Below are 19,124 nucleotides of genomic sequence, written 5' to 3' on the forward strand. Positions count from 1 at the left end.
ATGATTCCACAGATTTCCCAGGCACCCGGCGTCGTTCAACTGGTGCTTAATTTTTTGCAAGAGCTGGAGCAACAAGGTTTTACCGGCGATACGGCGACAAGTTATGCTGATCGTCTGACAATGTCGACCGACAACAGTATTTACCAACTTCTCCCCGATGCGGTGGTATTTCCGCGTTCAACCGCAGATGTGGCGCTGATCGCCCGTCTTGCCGCGCAGGAACGCTATTCATCGCTGATCTTTACCCCCCGCGGCGGCGGCACCGGCACTAACGGTCAGGCGCTCAACCAGGGTATTATTGTTGATATGTCCCGCCATATGAACCGCATCATCGAAATTAACCCTGAAGAGGGCTGGGTGCGCGTTGAGGCCGGGGTGATAAAAGACCAACTCAATCAGTACCTGAAACCGTTCGGCTACTTTTTTGCGCCGGAACTTTCGACCAGCAACCGGGCAACGCTCGGTGGGATGATCAATACCGATGCATCCGGTCAGGGATCGCTGGTCTATGGCAAAACGTCAGATCACGTACTTGGCGTACGCGCGGTGTTGTTGGGGGGCGATATTCTCGATACGCAACCTTTACCCGTCGAGCTGGCGGAAACGCTGGGTAAATCCAATACCACAATCGGGCGAATTTATAACACGGTTTATCAACGTTGCCGTCAGCAACGCCAGTTAATCATCGACAACTTCCCCAAACTTAACCGCTTTCTTACCGGTTACGATCTGCGTCATGTCTTTAACGATGAGATGACCGAGTTCGACCTGACGCGCATTCTGACGGGTTCAGAAGGGACGCTGGCCTTTATTACCGAAGCGCGGCTGGATATTACGCGCTTGCCTAAAGTGCGCCGTCTGGTGAACGTCAAATATGACTCTTTTGACTCTGCGCTGCGTAACGCGCCGTTTATGGTTGAGGCGCGGGCGCTTTCGGTAGAGACGGTGGACTCAAAAGTGCTGAATCTGGCGCGGGAAGATATTGTCTGGCATTCCGTCAGCGAGTTGATTACCGATGTGCCTGACAAAGAGATGCTCGGGCTGAACATTGTGGAATTTGCTGGTGATGATGAGGCGCTGATTGATGAGCGGGTAAATGCACTCTGTGCGCGGTTGGATGAGCTGATCGCCAGTCATCAAGCAGGTGTCATCGGCTGGCAGGTGTGCCGTGAGCTGGCGGGGGTTGAACGTATCTATGCAATGCGCAAAAAAGCCGTTGGTCTGCTTGGCAATGCCAAAGGTGCCGCTAAGCCAATTCCGTTTGCTGAGGATACCTGCGTACCGCCGGAACATCTGGCCGATTATATTGCTGAATTTCGCGCGCTGCTCGACAGCCACGGCTTAAGCTACGGTATGTTCGGTCACGTCGACGCAGGTGTCTTGCACGTCCGTCCGGCACTGGATATGTGCGATCCGCAACAAGAGATTTTGATGAAGCAAATCTCTGATGACGTGGTGGCGCTGACTGCGAAATACGGTGGTTTGTTGTGGGGCGAGCACGGCAAAGGTTTTCGCGCTGAATACAGCCCGGCGTTTTTCGGTGAGGAACTTTTTGCAGAACTGCGCAAAGTGAAAGCGGCATTTGACCCGCATAACCGACTCAACCCAGGGAAGATTTGCCCGCCAGAAGGTCTCGATGCGCCGATGATGAAAGTGGACGCGGTGAAGCGCGGTACATTCGATCGGCAGATCCCCATTGCGGTACGCCAGCAGTGGCGCGGTGCGATGGAGTGTAACGGCAACGGTTTATGCTTCAACTTTGATGCCCGTAGTCCGATGTGTCCGTCGATGAAGATCACCCAGAACCGGATTCATTCACCGAAAGGGCGCGCAACGCTGGTGCGTGAATGGCTGCGTTTGTTGGCGGATCGCGGCGTTGATCCACTCAAACTGGAACAAGAACTGCCTGAATCCGGCGTCAGTTTGCGGACGTTAATTGCCCGCACGCGCAATAGCTGGCATGCGAATAAAGGCGAATATGACTTCTCACACGAAGTCAAAGAGGCGATGTCGGGCTGTCTGGCCTGTAAAGCTTGTTCGACCCAGTGCCCCATCAAAATTGATGTGCCGGAGTTTCGCTCTCGTTTCCTGCAGCTCTATCATACCCGTTATTTACGTCCGCTGCGCGACCACCTCGTCGCTACGGTCGAGAGCTACGCGCCGCTGATGGCACGCGCGCCGAAAACCTTTAACTTCTTCATTAACCAGCCGCTGGTGCGCAAACTCTCGGAAAAACATATCGGCATGGTTGATTTGCCGCTGCTGTCGGTCCCCTCGCTACAACAACAAATGGTGGGGCATCGCTCGGCAAACATGACGCTGGAACAGCTTGAATCTCTCAATGCAGAGCAGAAAGCGCGCACAGTGTTGGTGGTGCAGGACCCCTTTACCAGCTATTACGATGCGCAAGTGGTGGCGGATTTTGTCCGTCTGGTCGAAAAATTAGGTTTCCAGCCTGTGTTACTGCCATTTTCGCCAAATGGCAAAGCCCAGCATATTAAAGGTTTTCTTAATCGTTTTGCGAAGACGGCGAAAAAGACGGCGGATTTCCTCAACCGTATGGCGAAGCTGGGTATGCCAATGGTAGGCGTCGATCCGGCGCTGGTACTTTGTTATCGCGATGAATATAAACTGGCACTGGGCGAGGAACGTGGCGAGTTTAACGTCTTACTGGCGAATGAATGGCTGGCAAGCGCACTTGAGTCACAGCCAGTGGCTACAGTCAGCGGTGAATCATGGTATTTCTTTGGTCACTGTACCGAAGTTACCGCCTTGCCGGGTGCGCCAGCACAATGGGCCGCGATATTTGCCCGTTTTGGCGCGAAACTGGAAAATGTCAGCGTGGGTTGCTGCGGCATGGCAGGGACTTACGGACATGAAGCGAAAAACCATAAAAATTCGCTCGGGATCTATGAGTTATCCTGGCATCAGGCTATGCAGCGACTGCCGCGTAACCGCTGTCTGGCGACCGGATATTCCTGCCGTAGTCAGGTCAAACGGGTTGAAGGCACGGGGGTACGCCATCCTGTGCAGGCTTTACTGGAGATTATTAAATGATATGGAAACGAAAAATCACCCTGGAAGCACTGAATGCTATGGGTGAAGGAAACATGGTGGGGTTACTGGATATTCGCTTTGAACATATTGGTGATGACACCCTTGAAGCGACAATGCCAGTAGACTCGCGGACAAAGCAGCCTTTCGGGTTGCTACATGGAGGTGCATCCGTGGTACTGGCCGAAAGTATCGGTTCCGTTGCCGGTTATTTATGTACCGAAGGTGAGCAAAAAGTGGTTGGTCTGGAAATCAATGCTAACCACGTCCGCTCGGCACGAGAAGGACGGGTGCACGGCGCATGCAAACCGTTGCATCTCGGTTCGCGTCACCAGGTCTGGCAGATTGAAATCTTCGATGAGAAAGGGCGTTTGTGCTGTTCGTCACGATTGACGACCGCCATTTTGTGACGTTGTCACCAGAAAAGTGTGACGCATATTGCTTTTGGTCATTATCTGCACAGTAAACGGTGGTATACTGTGCAGGTCTTGTCTAAAAGCGAGGATGCTATGTCTACTCAACTTGATCCCACCCAGCTGGCCATTGAATTTTTACGCCGTGACCAGAGCAATCTTTCACCTGCCCAATATCTCAAACGTCTGAAACAACTAGAACTTGAATTTGCTGACCTGCTTACTCTCTCTTCTGCTGAATTAAAAGAAGAAATCTACTTTGCCTGGCGTCTGGGCGTGCATTGATCCTGACTTAATACCGCAAGTTCGCCAAATCGACCTGGATTAACCTCCGTCCAGGTTCGATGACCTTCTTAATACTGCTTATCTACCCGCCTGATATTGTTCAAAAATAATACTAATCGCAGTTTGTGTTAAAACGGCGGGTTAGCTTTATGAGATTATTCTTATCACCCCTTCAAGAGCTAAGCCACTGAGAGTGCCGGAGATAAGCGCCGGATGGGGTAGAAACCCTTAAGCCTGTGTCGCACTGACTTAAGGGTTTTCTTATTTCTGAACGCTGCACTTTTTTACCTATCTCTTAAATAGTCATTTTCAATACAACTTTTTCTTTTTCATCACAGCCTTAATGCTCCTTAGATAATAACCATTATCTAACAATGAGATACCTAATTCTTAGCGTGCCTGTTAACCCACACATCAGGGTCTATGCTTATTAAAAGCAGGCAAAAAGCATGTTTTACGGTAAAGCCCCTGCGTTTGCTGGGTTGAACTGATAATCATTATCACTAACATGCTGTTATACGCTGAAAGCGATGAAGTGAGGTAAATAGATGGACATGCATTCAGGAACCTTTAACCCACAGGATTTCGCCTGGCAAGGCTTAACGCTGACACCCGCAGCGGCGATACACATCCGCGAGCTGGTGGCAAAGCAGCCAGGTATGGTCGGCGTGCGCTTAGGTGTGAAGCAAACGGGCTGCGCGGGCTTTGGCTATGTGCTCGACAGTGTTAGCGAGCCGGACAAAGACGATCTGCTGTTTGAACACGACGGCGCGAAGCTGTTTGTCCCGCTGCAAGCGATGCCGTTTATTGATGGCACGGAAGTCGATTTCGTTCGTGAAGGACTTAATCAGATATTCAAATTTCACAACCCTAAAGCCCAGAATGAATGTGGCTGTGGCGAAAGCTTTGGGGTATAGGCGGTACTATGTCTCGTAATACTGAAGCAACTGACGATGTCAAAACCTGGACCGGCGGCCCGCTGAATTATAAAGAAGGATTCTTCACCCAGTTAGCCACCGATGAGCTGGCAAAAGGGATAAACGAAGAGGTGGTGCGCGCAATTTCGGCGAAGCGTAATGAGCCGGAATGGATGCTGGAGTTTCGTCTAAACGCCTATCGCGCATGGCTGGAGATGGAAGAACCGCACTGGTTGAAAGCGCACTACGACAAGCTGAATTATCAGGATTACAGCTACTACTCAGCACCATCGTGCGGTAATTGTGACGACACTTGCGCGTCTGAACCTGGCGCGGTGCAGCAAACTGGCGCGAACGCCTTTTTAAGTAAAGAGGTGGAGGCGGCGTTTGAGCAGTTGGGCGTTCCCGTGCGGGAAGGCAAAGAGGTGGCGGTGGATGCCATTTTCGACTCAGTTTCGGTTGCCACTACTTATCGCGAAAAACTGGCGGAGCAGGGAATTATTTTCTGTTCCTTTGGTGAGGCGATCCACGATCACCCGGAACTGGTGCGTAAATATCTCGGCACCGTGGTGCCGGGGAATGACAACTTCTTTGCCGCGCTTAATGCGGCGGTAGCCTCTGACGGTACGTTTATTTATGTGCCTAAAGGCGTGCGCTGCCCGATGGAACTTTCCACCTATTTTCGCATTAACGCAGAAAAAACCGGGCAGTTTGAGCGCACCATTCTGGTGGCCGACGAAGACAGCTACGTCAGCTACATTGAAGGCTGTTCCGCTCCGGTGCGTGACAGCTATCAGTTGCACGCGGCAGTGGTGGAAGTCATCATCCATAAAAACGCCGAGGTGAAATATTCCACGGTACAAAACTGGTTCCCTGGCGATAACAACACCGGCGGTATTCTCAACTTCGTCACCAAGCGTGCTTTGTGCGAAGGCGAAAACAGCAAAATGTCATGGACGCAATCAGAAACCGGGTCAGCGATTACGTGGAAATATCCCAGCTGCATTTTGCGCGGCGATAACTCCATTGGTGAGTTTTACTCAGTGGCGCTGACCAGCGGTCATCAGCAAGCTGATACCGGCACCAAGATGATCCACATCGGTAAAAACACCAAATCGACCATTATCTCGAAAGGGATCTCTGCCGGACATAGTCAGAACAGTTATCGCGGCTTAGTGAAAATCATGCCGACGGCAACCAATGCGCGCAATTTCACTCAGTGCGACTCAATGCTGATTGGCGCTAATTGTGGGGCGCATACCTTCCCGTATGTCGAATGTCGCAATAACAGCGCACAACTGGAGCACGAGGCAACGACATCACGTATTGGTGAAGATCAACTGTTTTACTGCCTGCAACGCGGGATCAGCGAAGAAGACGCCATCTCGATGATTGTTAACGGTTTCTGCAAAGACGTGTTCTCAGAACTGCCGCTGGAATTTGCCGTTGAAGCACAAAAACTCCTCGCCATCAGTCTTGAACACAGCGTCGGATAAGGAATAAACATGTTAAGTATTAAAGATTTACACGTCAGCGTGGAAGATAAAGCTATCCTGCGTGGATTAAGCCTCGACGTTCGTCCCGGCGAAGTTCATGCCATTATGGGGCCAAACGGTTCGGGCAAAAGTACCTTATCGGCAACGCTTGCCGGGCGAGAAGATTATGAAGTGACGGGCGGAGCGGTTGAGTTTAAAGGCAAAGATTTGCTTGCGCTGTCGCCGGAAGATCGTGCAGGTGAAGGTATCTTTATGGCCTTCCAGTATCCGGTAGAAATTCCCGGCGTCAGTAACCAGTTTTTCCTGCAAACGGCACTTAATGCGGTGCGCAGCTATCGCGGGCAGGAAACGCTCGACCGCTTTGATTTTCAGGATTTGATGGAAGAGAAAATCGCGCTGTTGAAGATGCCGGAAGATTTATTGACCCGTTCGGTAAACGTTGGTTTTTCCGGCGGCGAGAAAAAGCGCAACGATATTTTGCAAATGGCGGTGCTGGAACCGGAGTTATGCATTCTTGATGAGTCGGACTCCGGGCTGGATATTGACGCATTAAAAGTGGTCGCCGATGGCGTGAACTCGCTGCGTGATGGCAAGCGCTCATTCATCATTGTTACGCACTACCAACGCATTCTCGACTACATCAAGCCTGATTACGTTCATGTGCTATATCAGGGACGAATTGTGAAATCCGGCGATTTCACGTTGGTCAAACAACTGGAGGAGCAGGGTTATGGCTGGCTTACCGAACAGCAGTAATGCGCTGCAACAGTGGCATCACTTGTTTGAAGCTGAAGGGACAAAACGCTCACCGCAAGCACAGCAGCATTTACAACAATTGCTGCGTACCGGACTGCCGACACGTAAACATGAAAACTGGAAATATACGCCGCTGGAAGGGCTGACCAATAGTCAGTTTGTCAGCATTGCGGGAGAGATATCCCCACAGCAGCGAGATGCCTTAGCGTTAACGTTAGACGCTGTGCGGCTGGTATTTGTCGATGGACGTTACGTGTCAGCACTGAGCGATGCGACTGAAGGCAGCGGGTATGAAGTGAGCATTAACGACGACCGTCAGGGGGTACCCGACGCTATTCAGGCGGAAGTGTTTCTGCATTTGACGGAAAGCCTGGCACAAAGCGTGACGCATATCGCCGTGAAGCGCGGTCAACGGCCGGCAAAGCCATTGCTGTTAATGCATATTACCCAGGGCGTGGCAGGTGAAGAGGTCAACACTGCCCATTACCGACATCATCTGGATCTGGCGGAAGGTGCCGAAGCAACGGTGATCGAACATTTTGTCAGCCTTAATGATGCTCGTCACTTCACCGGCGCACGGTTCACTATCAATGTCGCAGCGAACGCCCACTTGCAGCATATCAAGCTGGCGTTTGAAAACCCGGTCAGTCACCACTTTGCCCATAACGATTTGTTGCTGGCTGACGATGCCACCGCATTTAGCCATAGTTTCCTGCTGGGTGGCGCAGTGTTACGACACAACACCAGTACGCAACTCAATGGCGAAAACAGCACGCTGCGGATCAATAGCCTGGCGATGCCGGTGAAAAACGAGGTGTGTGATACCCGTACCTGGCTGGAACACAATAAAGGTTTTTGTAACAGCCGACAGTTGCACAAAACTATCGTCAGCGACAAAGGCCGCGCGGTATTTAACGGTTTGATCAACGTCGCGCAGCACGCCATCAAAACGGATGGTCAGATGACCAACAATAATCTGCTGATGGGCAAACTGGCGGAAGTGGATACAAAACCGCAGCTGGAAATCTATGCAGATGATGTGAAATGCAGCCACGGCGCGACGGTGGGGCGTATTGATGATGAACAGATGTTCTATCTGCGCTCGCGCGGGATCAATCAGCAGGATGCCCAGCAGATGATCATTTACGCCTTTGCTGCCGAACTGACGGAAGCACTGCGTGATGAGGGGCTTAAACAGCAGGTGCTGGCCCGAATCGGTCAACGGCTGCCAGGAGGTGCAAGATGACTTTTTCCGTCGACAAAGTGCGGGCCGACTTTCCGGTGCTTTCGCGTGAGGTAAACGGTTTGCCGCTGGCTTATCTCGACAGCGCCGCCAGTGCACAGAAACCGAGCCAGGTGATTGACGCCGAGGCCGAGTTTTATCGTCATGGCTACGCGGCGGTGCATCGCGGTATTCATACCTTAAGCGCTCAGGCGACCGAGAAAATGGAGAACGTGCGCAAGCGGGCATCGCTGTTTATTAATGCCCGTTCGGCGGAAGAGCTGGTGTTCGTCCGCGGCACGACGGAAGGGATCAATCTGGTCGCCAATAGCTGGGGCAACAGCAATGTGCGGGCGGGCGATAACATCATCATCAGTCAGATGGAGCACCACGCTAACATTGTCCCCTGGCAGATGCTTTGCGCACGCGTTGGCGCAGAGCTGCGTGTGATCCCTCTCAACCCCGACGGTACGCTGCAACTGGAGACGCTGCCTACGCTGTTTGATGAGAAAACTCGCCTGCTGGCAATTACTCATGTCTCCAACGTGCTGGGAACAGAAAATCCGCTGGCGGAAATAATCACGCTTGCGCACCAGCATGGCGCAAAAGTGCTGGTGGATGGCGCTCAGGCGGTGATGCATCATCCGGTGGATGTTCAGGCGCTGGATTGCGACTTTTACGTGTTCTCCGGGCATAAACTGTATGGCCCCACCGGAATTGGCATTCTTTATGTGAAAGAAGCCTTGTTGCAGGAGATGCCGCCGTGGGAAGGGGGCGGTTCTATGATCGCCACCGTCAGCCTGAGTGAAGGCACTACCTGGACCAAAGCACCATGGCGGTTTGAAGCCGGTACACCCAATACCGGGGGCATCATTGGTCTTGGCGCGGCGCTGGAGTATGTTTCGGCGCTGGGGCTTAATAACATAGCCGAGTATGAACAGAATCTGATGCACTACGCGCTATCACAGCTGGAATCTGTACCGGATCTCACTCTCTATGGCCCGCGGAACAGGCTTGGCGTTATTGCTTTTAATCTTGGTAAACACCACGCCTATGATGTTGGCAGTTTTCTCGATAACTACGGCATTGCTGTGCGTACCGGACATCACTGCGCGATGCCATTAATGGCCTATTACAACGTCCCTGCTATGTGTCGGGCGTCGCTGGCCATGTATAACACCCATGAAGAAGTGGATCGTCTGGTGACCGGACTGCAACGTATTCACCGTCTGCTGGGATAACAGGGAGGCACTATGGCTTTATTGCCGGATAAAGAAAAATTGCTGCGTAATTTTTTACGCTGCGCCAACTGGGAAGAGAAATATCTCTACATTATTGAGCTGGGCCAGCGTCTGCCAGAATTACGCGCCGAAGACCGAAGCCCACAAAATAGCATTCAGGGCTGCCAGAGTCAGGTGTGGATTGTCATGCGCCAGAATGCGCAGGGAATTATTGAATTGCAGGGCGACAGCGATGCGGCGATTGTGAAAGGGCTTATTGCGGTCGTCTTTATTCTCTACGATCAGATGACGCCGCAGGATATTGTCAATTTCGATGTGCGTCCGTGGTTTGAAAAAATGGCGCTCACCCAACATCTCACCCCATCTCGTTCACAAGGTCTGGAAGCGATGATTCGCGCAATTCGCGCCAAAGCCGCTGCACTTAGCTAAACTAAAGGGACAGCTTTCATCCGGTTGGCTCACATTGCCGGATGGTCAATGTTTACACTGACCTGCACAGGAGTGTTTTGGTTTCAGGTGAACATAAGCGCCATCCGACGTTTCAGCGTGAGTCTCCGGCAAATACAGGAGGTTTACAATGAAACGCGCGTCTTTGCTTACACTCACGCTTATCGGCGCTTTTAGCGCCATCCAGGCTGCCTGGGCGGTTGATTATCCGCTACCACCAACCGGAAGCCGACTGGTTGGGCAAAATCAAACGTATACGGTGCAAGAAGGGGATAAAAACCTTCAGGCTATTGCCCGACGTTTTGATACTGCGGCAATGTTGATCCTTGAAGCCAATAACACTATCGCCCCGGTGCCAAAACCTGGTACGACGATAACTATTCCTTCACAACTGTTATTACCTGATGCACCGCGTCAGGGGATTATCGTTAACCTTGCAGAGCTGCGCCTTTATTATTATCCGCCGGGAGAAAATATTGTGCAGGTTTATCCAATAGGTATTGGATTGCAGGGGCTGGAAACGCCGGTGATGGAAACGCGTGTTGGGCAGAAAATCCCTAACCCAACCTGGACGCCTACGGCAGGCATTCGTCAGCGTTCGCTGGAGCGTGGCATTAAATTACCGCCAGTCGTTCCTGCCGGACCAAATAACCCGCTAGGACGTTACGCACTGCGCCTCGCGCATGGTAATGGCGAATACCTCATTCATGGCACTAGTGCGCCGGACAGCGTTGGTTTGCGCGTCAGTTCAGGGTGTATTCGCATGAATGCACCGGATATTAAAGCCTTGTTCTCCAGCGTGCGGACGGGAACGCCGGTGAAAGTGATCAACGAACCGGTGAAATATTCCGTGGAACCTAACGGGATGCGTTATGTTGAAGTACATCGACCACTATCGGCAGAAGAACAGCAGAACGTTCAGACAATGCCATACACACTGCCAGCAGGCTTTACGCAATTTAAAGACAATAAGGCTGTAGATCAGAAGTTAGTCGATAAAGCGTTGTATCGTCGGGCAGGGTATCCGGTTGCGGTGAGCAGTGGAGCAACTCCCACAGCCAGCAATGCGCCTTCAGTAGAGTCAGCGCAGAATGGTGAACCAGAGCAAGGGAATATGTTACGCGCGACGCAGTAGCGGTAAATGGCAGACAAAAAAAATGGCGCACAATGTGCGCCATTTTTCACTTCACAGGTACTATTACTTGCGGTATTTAGTAGCCATGTTGTCCAGACGCTGGTTAGCACGAGCTGCGTCATCTTTAGCAGCCTGAACGTCGGAACGCATTGCGTTCACGTCGTTGCTCAGCTGGTCAACTTTAGCGTTCAGAGTCTGAACGTCAGAAGACAGCTGATCGATTTTAGCGTTGCTGGAGCAACCTGCCAGCAGAGTAGAACCCAGGATTACCGCGCCCAGTACCAGTTTAGTAGCTTTCATTATTAATACCCTCTAGATTGAGTTAATCTCCATGTAGCGTTACAAGTATTACACAAAGTTTTTTATGTTGAGAATATTTTTTTGATGGGAAGGCACTTATTTTTGATCGTTCGCTCAAAGAAGCATCGAACGCTGGGTTTTAGATAAAAAAATTGAGAGAAAACAGGATGCTTCCATCGGATTCATCTTAGATAAAGTGAGATTATATAGTGAAATCCGATTTGATTTTTTATTGCTTCTGGTTATCGATTAAATAAAAAAAGCGCCCATCAGGGCGCTTCGATATACAAATTAATTCACAAAAGCAATATTACAGGACGTGAACAGATGCGGTGTTAGTAGTGCCGCTCGGTACCAGTGCACCAGAAACCATAACTACGACGTCACCTTTGTGTGCCAGACCGCTCTGCAGAGCCAGTTCTTTACCCAGACGGTAGAAATCATCAGTAGAAGTGATCTCTTTAACCAGCTGCGGCACAACGCCTTTGCTCAGTACCAACTGATGAGCCGTTTTTTCGTTGGTGGTCAGTGCCAGGATGGTGGCATCCGGGAAGTATTTACGTACTGCGCGAGCAGATTTACCGCCCTGAGTAGCAACCACGATCAGCGGAGCATCCAGTTTTTCAGCAGTTTCAACGGCACCACGGCATACCGCTTCGGTAATGCGCAGTTTACGGTTGTCATTGTTGAACTCGAGACGGCTGTTCATCACGCGGTCGGTACGTTCGCAGATGGTCGCCATGATAGAAACCGCTTCCAGCGGGTATTTACCTTTTGCGGATTCACCAGACAGCATCACTGCGTCAGTACCGTCGAGGATGGCGTTTGCAACGTCACCGGCTTCTGCGCGAGTCGGGCGTGGGTTTTTGATCATGGAATCCAGCATCTGGGTCGCAGTGATAACGACTTTACGTGCACGGATACATTTTTCGATCATCATCTTCTGGGCGAAGATAACTTCTTCTACCGGGATTTCTACACCCAGGTCGCCACGCGCAACCATGATGCCGTCAGAGGCTTCGAGGATTTCGTCGAAGTTGTTGAGGCCTTCCTGGTTTTCGATTTTGGAGATGATGTGGATGTTTTCGCCGCCGTGCGCTTTCAGGTGCTCACGGATTTCGATAACGTCAGAACGCTTACGAATAAAGGAAGCAGCAACAAAGTCTACGCCTTGTTCGCAACCAAAGATCAGGTCCTGTTTGTCTTTTTCAGCCAGTGCTGGCAGAGCAATGGAAACGCCAGGCAGGTTCACACCTTTGTTTTCGCCCAGGTCGCCGTTGTTCAGCACTTTACAGATAACTTTGTTACCTTCAATGGCAGTAACTTCCATACCGATCAGACCATCGTCAACCAGTACGGTGTTGCCAACAGACAGGTCAGTTGTGAAACCTTCATACGTTACCGCAACCATTTCGCTGTTGCCGATAACAGATTTATCAGTAGTGAAAGTAAAGGTCTGACCAGCTTTCAGAGAAACGTCGTTACCGCCTTCCAGTTTCATGGTGCGGATTTCCGGACCTTTGGTATCAAGCAGGATAGCGGCGGTTTTACCAGTTTTGCTCATCACGTTGCGCAGATTCTGAATGCGTTGACCGTGTTCTGCATAGTCACCATGAGAGAAGTTCAGACGCATAACGTTCATGCCAGCGTCCAGCATTTTAGCTAACATCTCTTCAGATTCGGTTTTCGGTCCGATGGTGCAAACAATTTTGGTCTTTTTCATGACAGTCTTAGTCTTTAAGTTGAGAAGGATGGGAGAAACTTGCTTTCTGGGCGCACTGCCGGAAAGCGAATCCGGTATTACGAAAGTGGTGGTGCCTCGCTCTAAGGATAGGTGACATCGAAAAAGCGTGCAGAGGAATGTGTGCTTGTGTCTCAGCCCAACGTGAGTGCCTGTTTTTGAGTCGTTGAGTTCTACAGTCCAAAGTGCTGAAACCATTCAAGAGTCAATTGGCGCGCATTATACGCTGAAATTAATCCAAAAGGAAAACAAAAACAGCGTTTCAAAAAATATACAACTTGTTAGACAATAAATTGTTATCAAAGATTTAACGTTCCAGGGAAAAGGTTACGCAAAAACTTCGCTGTTTGCGCAACGTCTGGTGCCGAAGTTGTCAGTGTGAGGATAAGTGAAAGTTCATCCGGTGTATAAATATATCATCGCTCAATTGCTACAGTTAAAATAATTTATCGCGTTATTTGTCTGATTTTGTTTGATTTTTGTTTAATTGGTTAGATTGATATATGCTGATAGTTGGCATGATAAATAGGTATAAAGAATGGGAAATCGGACAAAAGAGGATGAACTGTACCGAGAAATGTGCAGAGTTGTCGGTAAAGTTGTGCTGGAAATGCGCGATCTGGGGCAGGAACCAAAGCATATTGTTATCGCAGGCGTATTACGTACAGCATTAGCCAATAAACGCATTCAGCGCAGTGAGCTGGAAAAGCAGGCGATGGAAACCGTCATTAACGCACTGGTAAAATGACCATTCAGGATGAGGCGGTAAGCTTCATCCTGATATTCTTGCTTCAGTTGCGGTCCAGTTAATCATTCTAAATAACAACTGCTGAAATTATACGAATTTCGGTATGTATTTTAATTTATAGCGATAATGTTATTTTTATTTTCTGCAATGAACGTCACAAATAATTGTCGCTTAAGTTAAATTTATTTCAAATGATAATAAATATCAGTTCACTTATAATTTCTTGCTTTGTAATTTTAATTGATAACGATCAATGTTAAGGGCTCAGAATAATCACATTATTTTTTCTCCTAACCATAAAGGATTAGTTTATCGGCGTTAATCTTTTCTCATACACTATCGGGTTAGGGAAAATATCTGGTGTTGGGGACAGAGTCAGCAGCGTATTAGTTGAATGCTTAATATCAGGCTGCTGAATTGTCAGCACTGTGTTTGCGAAGAGGATGCGAAATAAATGAACCCGGTTGATCGTCCACTATTAGATATTGGCTTAACGCGATTAGAATTCTTGCGTATATCAGGAAAAGGCCTTGCTGGTCTAACAATTGCCCCTGCGTTACTGTCACTTTTGGGTTGCAAACAGGAAGATATTGATAGCGGCACAGTAGGGTTGATAAATACCCCCAAAGGGGTGCTGGTGACCCAGCGAGCGCGATGCACGGGTTGCCACCGCTGTGAAATCTCTTGTACCAACTTCAACGATGGCTCAGTAGGGACATTCTTCTCCCGTATCAAAATCCATCGCAATTATTTCTTTGGCGACAACGGGGTTGGCTCTGGCGGCGGCCTGTATGGCGATCTCAACTATACCGCGGACACCTGCCGTCAATGCAAAGAGCCGCAATGCATGAACGTCTGCCCGATTGGTGCGATTACCTGGCAGCAGAAAGAAGGCTGTATTACCGTCGATCATAAACGCTGTATTGGCTGTAGCGCCTGTACTACGGCATGCCCGTGGATGATGGCCACCGTAAATACCGAAAGTAAAAAATCCTCGAAATGTGTGTTATGCGGTGAATGCGCAAACGCCTGCCCAACAGGGGCGTTAAAAATTATCGAGTGGAAAGATATTACTGTGTGAATCTTGCAAAGGAAAAAATCATGGCTAACGGTTGGACAGGTAATATATTAAGAGTCAATCTCACGACAGGAAATATTACCCTCGAAGATTCCAGTAAGTTTAAAAGTTTTGTCGGTGGCATGGGCTTCGGCTACAAAATTATGTATGACGAAGTATCGCCAGGCACGAAACCTTTCGATGAAGCGAATAAATTAGTCTTTGCTACCGGCCCATTAACTGGATCTGGTGCCCCCTGTAGTTCTCGCGTAAATATCACCTCACTTTCTACTTTTACCAAAGGAAATTTAGTCGTCGATGCCCATATGGGTGGCTTTTTTGCAGCGCAAATGAAATTCGCTGGATACGACGTCATTATTATCGAAGGGAAGGCGAAATCACCGGTATGGCTGAAGATTAAAGATGACAAAGTTAGCCTGGAAAAAGCCGATTTCTTATGGGGAAAAGGGACGCGCGCAACGACGGAAGAAATTTGTCGATTGACCAGTCCGGAAACCTGTGTGGCGGCTATTGGTCAGGCTGGGGAAAACCTTGTTCCTCTCTCTGGCATGTTGAATAGCCGTAACCACAGCGGCGGTGCGGGAACTGGCGCAATAATGGGTTCGAAAAACCTGAAAGCGATTGCGGTTGAAGGGACGAAAGGGGTCAACATTGCCGATCGTCAGGAGATGAAGCGTCTCAATGATTACATGATGACTGAACTTATTGGTGCGAATAACAACCATGTCGTGCCAAGTACGCCACAATCGTGGGCAGAGTATTCAGATCCCAAGTCACGCTGGACAGCACGTAAAGGGCTGTTTTGGGGCGCGGCTGAAGGTGGTCCGATTGAAACGGGTGAAATTCCGCCAGGCAATCAGAATACGGTCGGCTTTCGTACCTATAAATCCGTTTTTGACTTAGGACCGGCGGCAGAGAAATACACAGTAAAAATGAGCGGCTGCCACTCTTGCCCGATCCGTTGTATGACCCAAATGAATATTCCTCGGGTGAAAGAGTTTGGCGTGCCCAGCACAGGTGGTAACACTTGTGTAGCAAACTTTGTCCATACCACCATCTTCCCGAACGGGCCGAAAGATTTTGAAGATAAAGACGATGGTCGTGTGATTGGTAACCTGGTGGGTCTGAATTTGTTCGATGACTACGGCCTATGGTGTAACTACGGGCAGTTGCATCGCGACTTTACTTATTGTTACAGCAAAGGTGTGTTCAAGCGTGTTCTGCCAGCTGAAGAGTATGCAGAAATTCGCTGGGATCAACTGGAAGCGGGTGACGTTAACTTCATTAAAGATTTTTACTACCGTCTGGCGCATCGTGTGGGTGAGCTGAGTCACCTGGCTGATGGTTCATATGCCATCGCAGAACGCTGGAATTTGGGTGAAGAGTACTGGGGCTACGCGAAAAATAAACTCTGGTCGCCGTTTGGCTATCCGGTTCACCATGCCAATGAAGCGTCAGCGCAGGTCGGTTCCATTGTTAACTGTATGTTCAACCGTGACTGCATGACGCATACCCATATCAACTTTATTGGTTCCGGCTTGCCATTGAAACTGCAACGTGAAGTGGCGAAAGAACTTTTTGGTTCTGAAGATGCTTACGATGAAACCAAAAACTACACGCCAATCAATGACGCAAAAATTAAATATGCAAAGTGGTCGCTGTTGCGGGTCTGTTTGCATAACGCCGTCACCCTGTGCAACTGGGTCTGGCCAATGACCGTTTCGCCGCTGAAAAGCCGTAATTACCGGGGCGATCTGGCGCTTGAAGCCAAATTCTTCAAAGCGATCACCGGCGAAGAGATGACTCAGGAAAAATTAGATTTAGCTGCAGAGCGTATTTTTACGTTGCATCGTGCCTACACGGTAAAACTGATGCAAACCAAAGATATGCGTAATGAACACGATCTTATCTGTTCCTGGGTATTCGACAAGGATCCGCAGATCCCGGTCTTTACTGAAGGTACTGACAAAATGGATCGTGACGATATGCATGCTTCGCTCACGATGTTCTACAAAGAAATGGGCTGGGACCCACAGCTTGGTTGTCCAACCCGCGAAACATTGCAGCGTCTGGGGCTGGAAGATATTGCCGCCGATCTGGCAGCACACAATCTACTGCCTGCGTAAGGAATGGGTAAGATGAACCATCAGGATGAATTGCCGTTAGCGAAAGTCAGTGAAGTTGACGAGGCGAAGCGGCAATGGTTGCAGGGGATGCGTCACCCCGTTGATACGGTAACCGAACCAGAACCTGCTGAAATCCTGGCTGAGTTCATTCGCCAGCATTCTGCGGCTGGGCAGCTGGTGGCGCGCGCCGTGTTTCTCTCGCCACCCTATTTGGTTGCAGAAGAGGAACTGTCAGTTTTGCTGGAAAGCATTAAGCAGAACGGAGACTACGCGGATATCGCTTGTTTGACGGGAAGCAAGGATGATTACTATTACTCAACGCAGGCCATGAGTGAAAACTACGCGGCGATGTCTTTGCAAGTTGTGGAGCAGGACATTTGTCGCGCCATTGCACACGCCGTTCGTTTTGAGTGCCAGACGTATCCTCGTCCTTACAAAGTCGCCATGCTGATGCAAGCGCCATATTACTTCCAGGAAGCGCAGATTGAAGCCGCGATCGCCGCGATGGATGTTGCACCTGAATATGCCGATATACGGCAGGTGGAGTCATCGACGGCGGTGTTGTACTTGTTTAGCGAGCGATTTATGACCTATGGCAAGGCTTATGGCTTATGCGAATGGTTCGAGGTAGAGCAGTTTCAGAACCCCTGAAATTTCAGGGAGATGTCATGGATAGGGTGGACAGTTGCAGCCACTGCATTAGGGGATAATCAGATGTCCTTCACTCGACGCAAATTTGTTCTGGGGATGGGAACAGTAATCTTTTTTACTGGTTCTGCGTCTTCTCTGTTAGCGAACACGAGGCAAGAAAAGGAAGTTCGGTATGCCATGATTCATGACGAGTCACGGTGCAATGGCTGTAATATTTGCGCCCGCGCATGCCGTAAAACTAACCACGTCCCCGCTCAGGGAAGCCGTTTATCGATAGCACACATTCCAGTCACCGATAACGACAACGAAACGCAGTATCACTTTTTTCGCCAGTCATGTCAGCACTGCGAAGATGCTCCGTGCATCGACGTTTGCCCGACGGGGGCATCGTGGCGTGATGAGCAGGGGATCGTGCGGGTAGAAAAATCGCAGTGCATCGGCTGCAGTTATTGCATTGGCGCTTGTCCGTACCAGGTTCGCTACCTTAACCCTGTCACTAAAGTGGCAGATAAATGTGATTTCTGCGCTGAGTCCCGGCTGGCAAAAGGCTTTCCGCCCATTTGCGTCAGCGCCTGCCCGGAACACGCATTGATCTTTGGTCGCGAAGATAGCCCAGAAATTCAGGCGTGGTTGCAGGATAATAAATACTATCAATATCAGCTACCTGGTGCCGGGAAACCGCATCTGTATCGCCGGTTCGGTCAACATTTGATTAAAAAGGAAAATGTATGAACCCGTCGCAACATGCTGAACAGTTTCAGAGCCAGTTAGCGAACTATGTGCCACAGTTCACTCCCGAATTTTGGCCGGTGTGGTTGATCATTGCCGGAGTATTGCTGGTTGGGATGTGGTTGGTGCTGGGGCTGCACGCCTTGCTTCGTGCTCGTGGCGTGAAGAAATCAGCCACCGATCATGGTGAGAAGATTTATCTTTACAGCAAAGCGGTCAGATTATGGCACTGGTCGAATGCGTTACTCTTTGTATTGTTGCTGGCAAGTGGGCTGATAAATCACTTTGCGCTGGTGGGCGCAACTGCGGTTAAAAGTCTGGTTGCGGTGCATGAAGTTTGCGGATTTTTGTTACTGGCATGCTGGCTCGGCTTTGTTCTGATCAATGCCGTTGGGGGTAATGGCCACCACTATCGCATTCGTCGTCAGGGTTGGCTGGAGCGGGCGGCAAAACAAACGCGATTTTATTTGTTTGGCATTATGCAGGGGGAAGAACATCCTTTCCCGGCAACAACCCAGTCTAAATTTAATCCCTTACAGCAGGTTGCCTATGTTGGTGTCATGTATGGATTGCTGCCGTTGTTACTATTGACGGGGCTGCTGTGTCTCTATCCGCAAGCCGTGGGAGATGTGTTTCCTGGCGTAAGATACTGGTTATTGCAGACACATTTTGCTCTGGCATTTATAAGCCTCTTTTTTATCTTCGGTCATCTTTATCTTTGCACCACGGGGCGTACGCCACACGAAACCTTTAAAAGCATGGTCGATGGCTATCACCGGCACTAA

General features: G+C 49.8%; 19 protein-coding genes. 16 read left to right on the forward strand and 3 right to left on the reverse strand.

Annotation, left to right across the window (positions count from 1 at the left end; translation table 11 throughout):
* The 10 genes from AB4H76_RS11035 (at position 1) to ldtE (ending at position 10,966) form a co-directional block, all read left to right on the forward strand.
* A complete protein-coding gene (locus AB4H76_RS11035) occupies positions 1-3,057 on the forward strand; it encodes an FAD-binding and (Fe-S)-binding domain-containing protein (RefSeq protein WP_004016189.1) in 3,057 nt (1,018 codons plus the stop codon).
* Positions 3,054-3,464 carry a 1,4-dihydroxy-2-naphthoyl-CoA hydrolase gene (gene menI, locus AB4H76_RS11040; RefSeq protein WP_077491488.1) on the forward strand — a complete coding sequence of 137 codons (411 nt, stop codon included), beginning with the start codon at positions 3,054-3,056 and terminating at the stop codon, positions 3,462-3,464. The genes AB4H76_RS11035 and menI overlap by 4 nt, the downstream gene beginning before the upstream one ends.
* A gap of 99 nt (positions 3,465-3,563) precedes the next feature.
* Positions 3,564-3,752 carry a YdiH family protein gene (locus AB4H76_RS11045; RefSeq protein WP_001296104.1) on the forward strand — a complete coding sequence of 63 codons (189 nt, stop codon included), beginning with the start codon at positions 3,564-3,566 and terminating at the stop codon, positions 3,750-3,752.
* Positions 3,753-4,300: 548 nt separating this feature from the next.
* On the forward strand, positions 4,301-4,669 hold the full coding sequence (sufA, locus tag AB4H76_RS11050) for a Fe-S cluster assembly scaffold SufA (RefSeq protein ID WP_000367160.1): 369 nt from the start codon (positions 4,301-4,303) through the stop codon (positions 4,667-4,669).
* Positions 4,670-4,677: 8 nt separating this feature from the next.
* Positions 4,678-6,165, forward strand: coding sequence for a Fe-S cluster assembly protein SufB (gene sufB, locus AB4H76_RS11055; RefSeq protein WP_000089364.1), 1,488 nt, complete (start codon positions 4,678-4,680; stop codon positions 6,163-6,165).
* 9 nt (positions 6,166-6,174) lie between these two features.
* Positions 6,175-6,921: a Fe-S cluster assembly ATPase SufC gene (gene sufC / locus AB4H76_RS11060; protein ID WP_000948865.1), complete on the forward strand. Its 747-nt coding sequence runs from the start codon at positions 6,175-6,177 to the stop codon at positions 6,919-6,921.
* On the forward strand, positions 6,896-8,167 hold the full coding sequence (gene sufD, locus AB4H76_RS11065) for a Fe-S cluster assembly protein SufD (protein WP_000908012.1): 1,272 nt from the start codon (positions 6,896-6,898) through the stop codon (positions 8,165-8,167). The genes sufC and sufD overlap by 26 nt, the downstream gene beginning before the upstream one ends.
* Complete coding sequence (gene sufS / locus AB4H76_RS11070) at positions 8,164-9,384, forward strand: cysteine desulfurase SufS (RefSeq protein WP_000144564.1); 1,221 nt, start codon at positions 8,164-8,166, stop codon at positions 9,382-9,384. The genes sufD and sufS overlap by 4 nt, the downstream gene beginning before the upstream one ends.
* A 12-nt stretch (positions 9,385-9,396) precedes the next feature.
* Positions 9,397-9,813 carry a cysteine desulfuration protein SufE gene (gene sufE, locus AB4H76_RS11075; protein ID WP_001196517.1) on the forward strand — a complete coding sequence of 139 codons (417 nt, stop codon included), beginning with the start codon at positions 9,397-9,399 and terminating at the stop codon, positions 9,811-9,813.
* 148 nt (positions 9,814-9,961) lie between these two features.
* Positions 9,962-10,966: a L,D-transpeptidase LdtE gene (gene ldtE / locus AB4H76_RS11080; protein ID WP_000817098.1), complete on the forward strand. Its 1,005-nt coding sequence runs from the start codon at positions 9,962-9,964 to the stop codon at positions 10,964-10,966.
* Between the two features lie 63 nt (positions 10,967-11,029).
* Here the strand turns inward: ldtE and lpp are convergent, their stop codons facing one another.
* The 3 genes from lpp to AB4H76_RS11095 all read right to left on the reverse strand — a co-directional run bounded on the left by lpp (position 11,030) and on the right by AB4H76_RS11095 (position 13,191).
* On the reverse strand, positions 11,030-11,266 hold the full coding sequence (gene lpp / locus AB4H76_RS11085) for a murein lipoprotein Lpp (protein WP_000648420.1): 237 nt from the start codon (positions 11,264-11,266) through the stop codon (positions 11,030-11,032).
* A gap of 310 nt (positions 11,267-11,576) precedes the next feature.
* Positions 11,577-12,989: a pyruvate kinase PykF gene (gene pykF / locus AB4H76_RS11090; RefSeq protein ID WP_001295403.1), complete on the reverse strand. Its 1,413-nt coding sequence runs from the start codon at positions 12,987-12,989 to the stop codon at positions 11,577-11,579.
* 7 nt (positions 12,990-12,996) lie between these two features.
* Positions 12,997-13,191, reverse strand: a complete 195-nt coding sequence (locus AB4H76_RS11095; RefSeq protein ID WP_240806354.1) for a protein YnhH — start codon at positions 13,189-13,191, stop codon at positions 12,997-12,999.
* Positions 13,192-13,545: 354 nt separating this feature from the next.
* Between AB4H76_RS11095 and fumD the strand changes: the two genes are divergently transcribed.
* The 6 genes from fumD to phsC all read left to right on the forward strand — a co-directional run bounded on the left by fumD (position 13,546) and on the right by phsC (position 19,124).
* Complete coding sequence (gene fumD / locus AB4H76_RS11100; protein ID WP_000528342.1) at positions 13,546-13,755, forward strand: fumarate hydratase FumD; 210 nt, start codon at positions 13,546-13,548, stop codon at positions 13,753-13,755.
* 454 nt (positions 13,756-14,209) lie between these two features.
* Positions 14,210-14,836 (forward strand): ferredoxin-like protein, encoded by a 627-nt coding sequence (locus AB4H76_RS11105; protein ID WP_001070230.1) that lies wholly within the window; start codon positions 14,210-14,212, stop codon positions 14,834-14,836.
* Between the two features lie 20 nt (positions 14,837-14,856).
* Entirely contained in the window at positions 14,857-16,959 is a 2,103-nt protein-coding gene (locus AB4H76_RS11110; RefSeq protein WP_085452663.1) for an aldehyde ferredoxin oxidoreductase, read from the forward strand.
* Positions 16,960-16,971: 12 nt separating this feature from the next.
* Positions 16,972-17,610 (forward strand): YdhW family putative oxidoreductase system protein, encoded by a 639-nt coding sequence (locus tag AB4H76_RS11115; protein WP_001301419.1) that lies wholly within the window; start codon positions 16,972-16,974, stop codon positions 17,608-17,610.
* Between the two features lie 63 nt (positions 17,611-17,673).
* The gene (locus tag AB4H76_RS11120) at positions 17,674-18,342 is read left to right on the forward strand and encodes a 4Fe-4S dicluster domain-containing protein (RefSeq protein WP_001349911.1); all 669 of its coding nucleotides are present in this window, start codon (positions 17,674-17,676) and stop codon (positions 18,340-18,342) included.
* Positions 18,339-19,124 (forward strand): thiosulfate reductase cytochrome B subunit, encoded by a 786-nt coding sequence (gene phsC, locus AB4H76_RS11125; protein WP_001069977.1) that lies wholly within the window; start codon positions 18,339-18,341, stop codon positions 19,122-19,124. The genes AB4H76_RS11120 and phsC overlap by 4 nt, the downstream gene beginning before the upstream one ends.

Origin of the sequence: Escherichia sp. UTM R2, assembly GCF_048593455.1 — a bacterium.
Taxonomy (GTDB): domain Bacteria; phylum Pseudomonadota; class Gammaproteobacteria; order Enterobacterales; family Enterobacteriaceae; genus Escherichia; species Escherichia coli.

Excerpts from the sequence above, each read along its gene's own strand:
- AB4H76_RS11035 (WP_004016189.1), top strand. The coding sequence starts at position 1 with ATGATTCCACAGATTTCCCAGGCACCCGGCGTCGTTCAACTGGTGCTT.
- menI (WP_077491488.1), top strand. The coding sequence starts at position 3,054 with ATGATATGGAAACGAAAAATCACCCTGGAAGCACTGAATGCTATGGGT.
- AB4H76_RS11045 (WP_001296104.1), top strand. The coding sequence starts at position 3,564 with ATGTCTACTCAACTTGATCCCACCCAGCTGGCCATTGAATTTTTACGC.
- sufA (WP_000367160.1), top strand. The coding sequence starts at position 4,301 with ATGGACATGCATTCAGGAACCTTTAACCCACAGGATTTCGCCTGGCAA.
- sufB (WP_000089364.1), top strand. The coding sequence starts at position 4,678 with ATGTCTCGTAATACTGAAGCAACTGACGATGTCAAAACCTGGACCGGC.
- sufC (WP_000948865.1), top strand. The coding sequence starts at position 6,175 with ATGTTAAGTATTAAAGATTTACACGTCAGCGTGGAAGATAAAGCTATC.
- sufD (WP_000908012.1), top strand. The coding sequence starts at position 6,896 with ATGGCTGGCTTACCGAACAGCAGTAATGCGCTGCAACAGTGGCATCAC.
- sufS (WP_000144564.1), top strand. The coding sequence starts at position 8,164 with ATGACTTTTTCCGTCGACAAAGTGCGGGCCGACTTTCCGGTGCTTTCG.
- sufE (WP_001196517.1), top strand. The coding sequence starts at position 9,397 with ATGGCTTTATTGCCGGATAAAGAAAAATTGCTGCGTAATTTTTTACGC.
- ldtE (WP_000817098.1), top strand. The coding sequence starts at position 9,962 with ATGAAACGCGCGTCTTTGCTTACACTCACGCTTATCGGCGCTTTTAGC.
- lpp (WP_000648420.1), bottom strand. The coding sequence starts at position 11,266 with ATGAAAGCTACTAAACTGGTACTGGGCGCGGTAATCCTGGGTTCTACT.
- pykF (WP_001295403.1), bottom strand. The coding sequence starts at position 12,989 with ATGAAAAAGACCAAAATTGTTTGCACCATCGGACCGAAAACCGAATCT.
- fumD (WP_000528342.1), top strand. The coding sequence starts at position 13,546 with ATGGGAAATCGGACAAAAGAGGATGAACTGTACCGAGAAATGTGCAGA.
- AB4H76_RS11105 (WP_001070230.1), top strand. The coding sequence starts at position 14,210 with ATGAACCCGGTTGATCGTCCACTATTAGATATTGGCTTAACGCGATTA.
- AB4H76_RS11110 (WP_085452663.1), top strand. The coding sequence starts at position 14,857 with ATGGCTAACGGTTGGACAGGTAATATATTAAGAGTCAATCTCACGACA.
- AB4H76_RS11115 (WP_001301419.1), top strand. The coding sequence starts at position 16,972 with ATGAACCATCAGGATGAATTGCCGTTAGCGAAAGTCAGTGAAGTTGAC.
- AB4H76_RS11120 (WP_001349911.1), top strand. The coding sequence starts at position 17,674 with ATGTCCTTCACTCGACGCAAATTTGTTCTGGGGATGGGAACAGTAATC.
- phsC (WP_001069977.1), top strand. The coding sequence starts at position 18,339 with ATGAACCCGTCGCAACATGCTGAACAGTTTCAGAGCCAGTTAGCGAAC.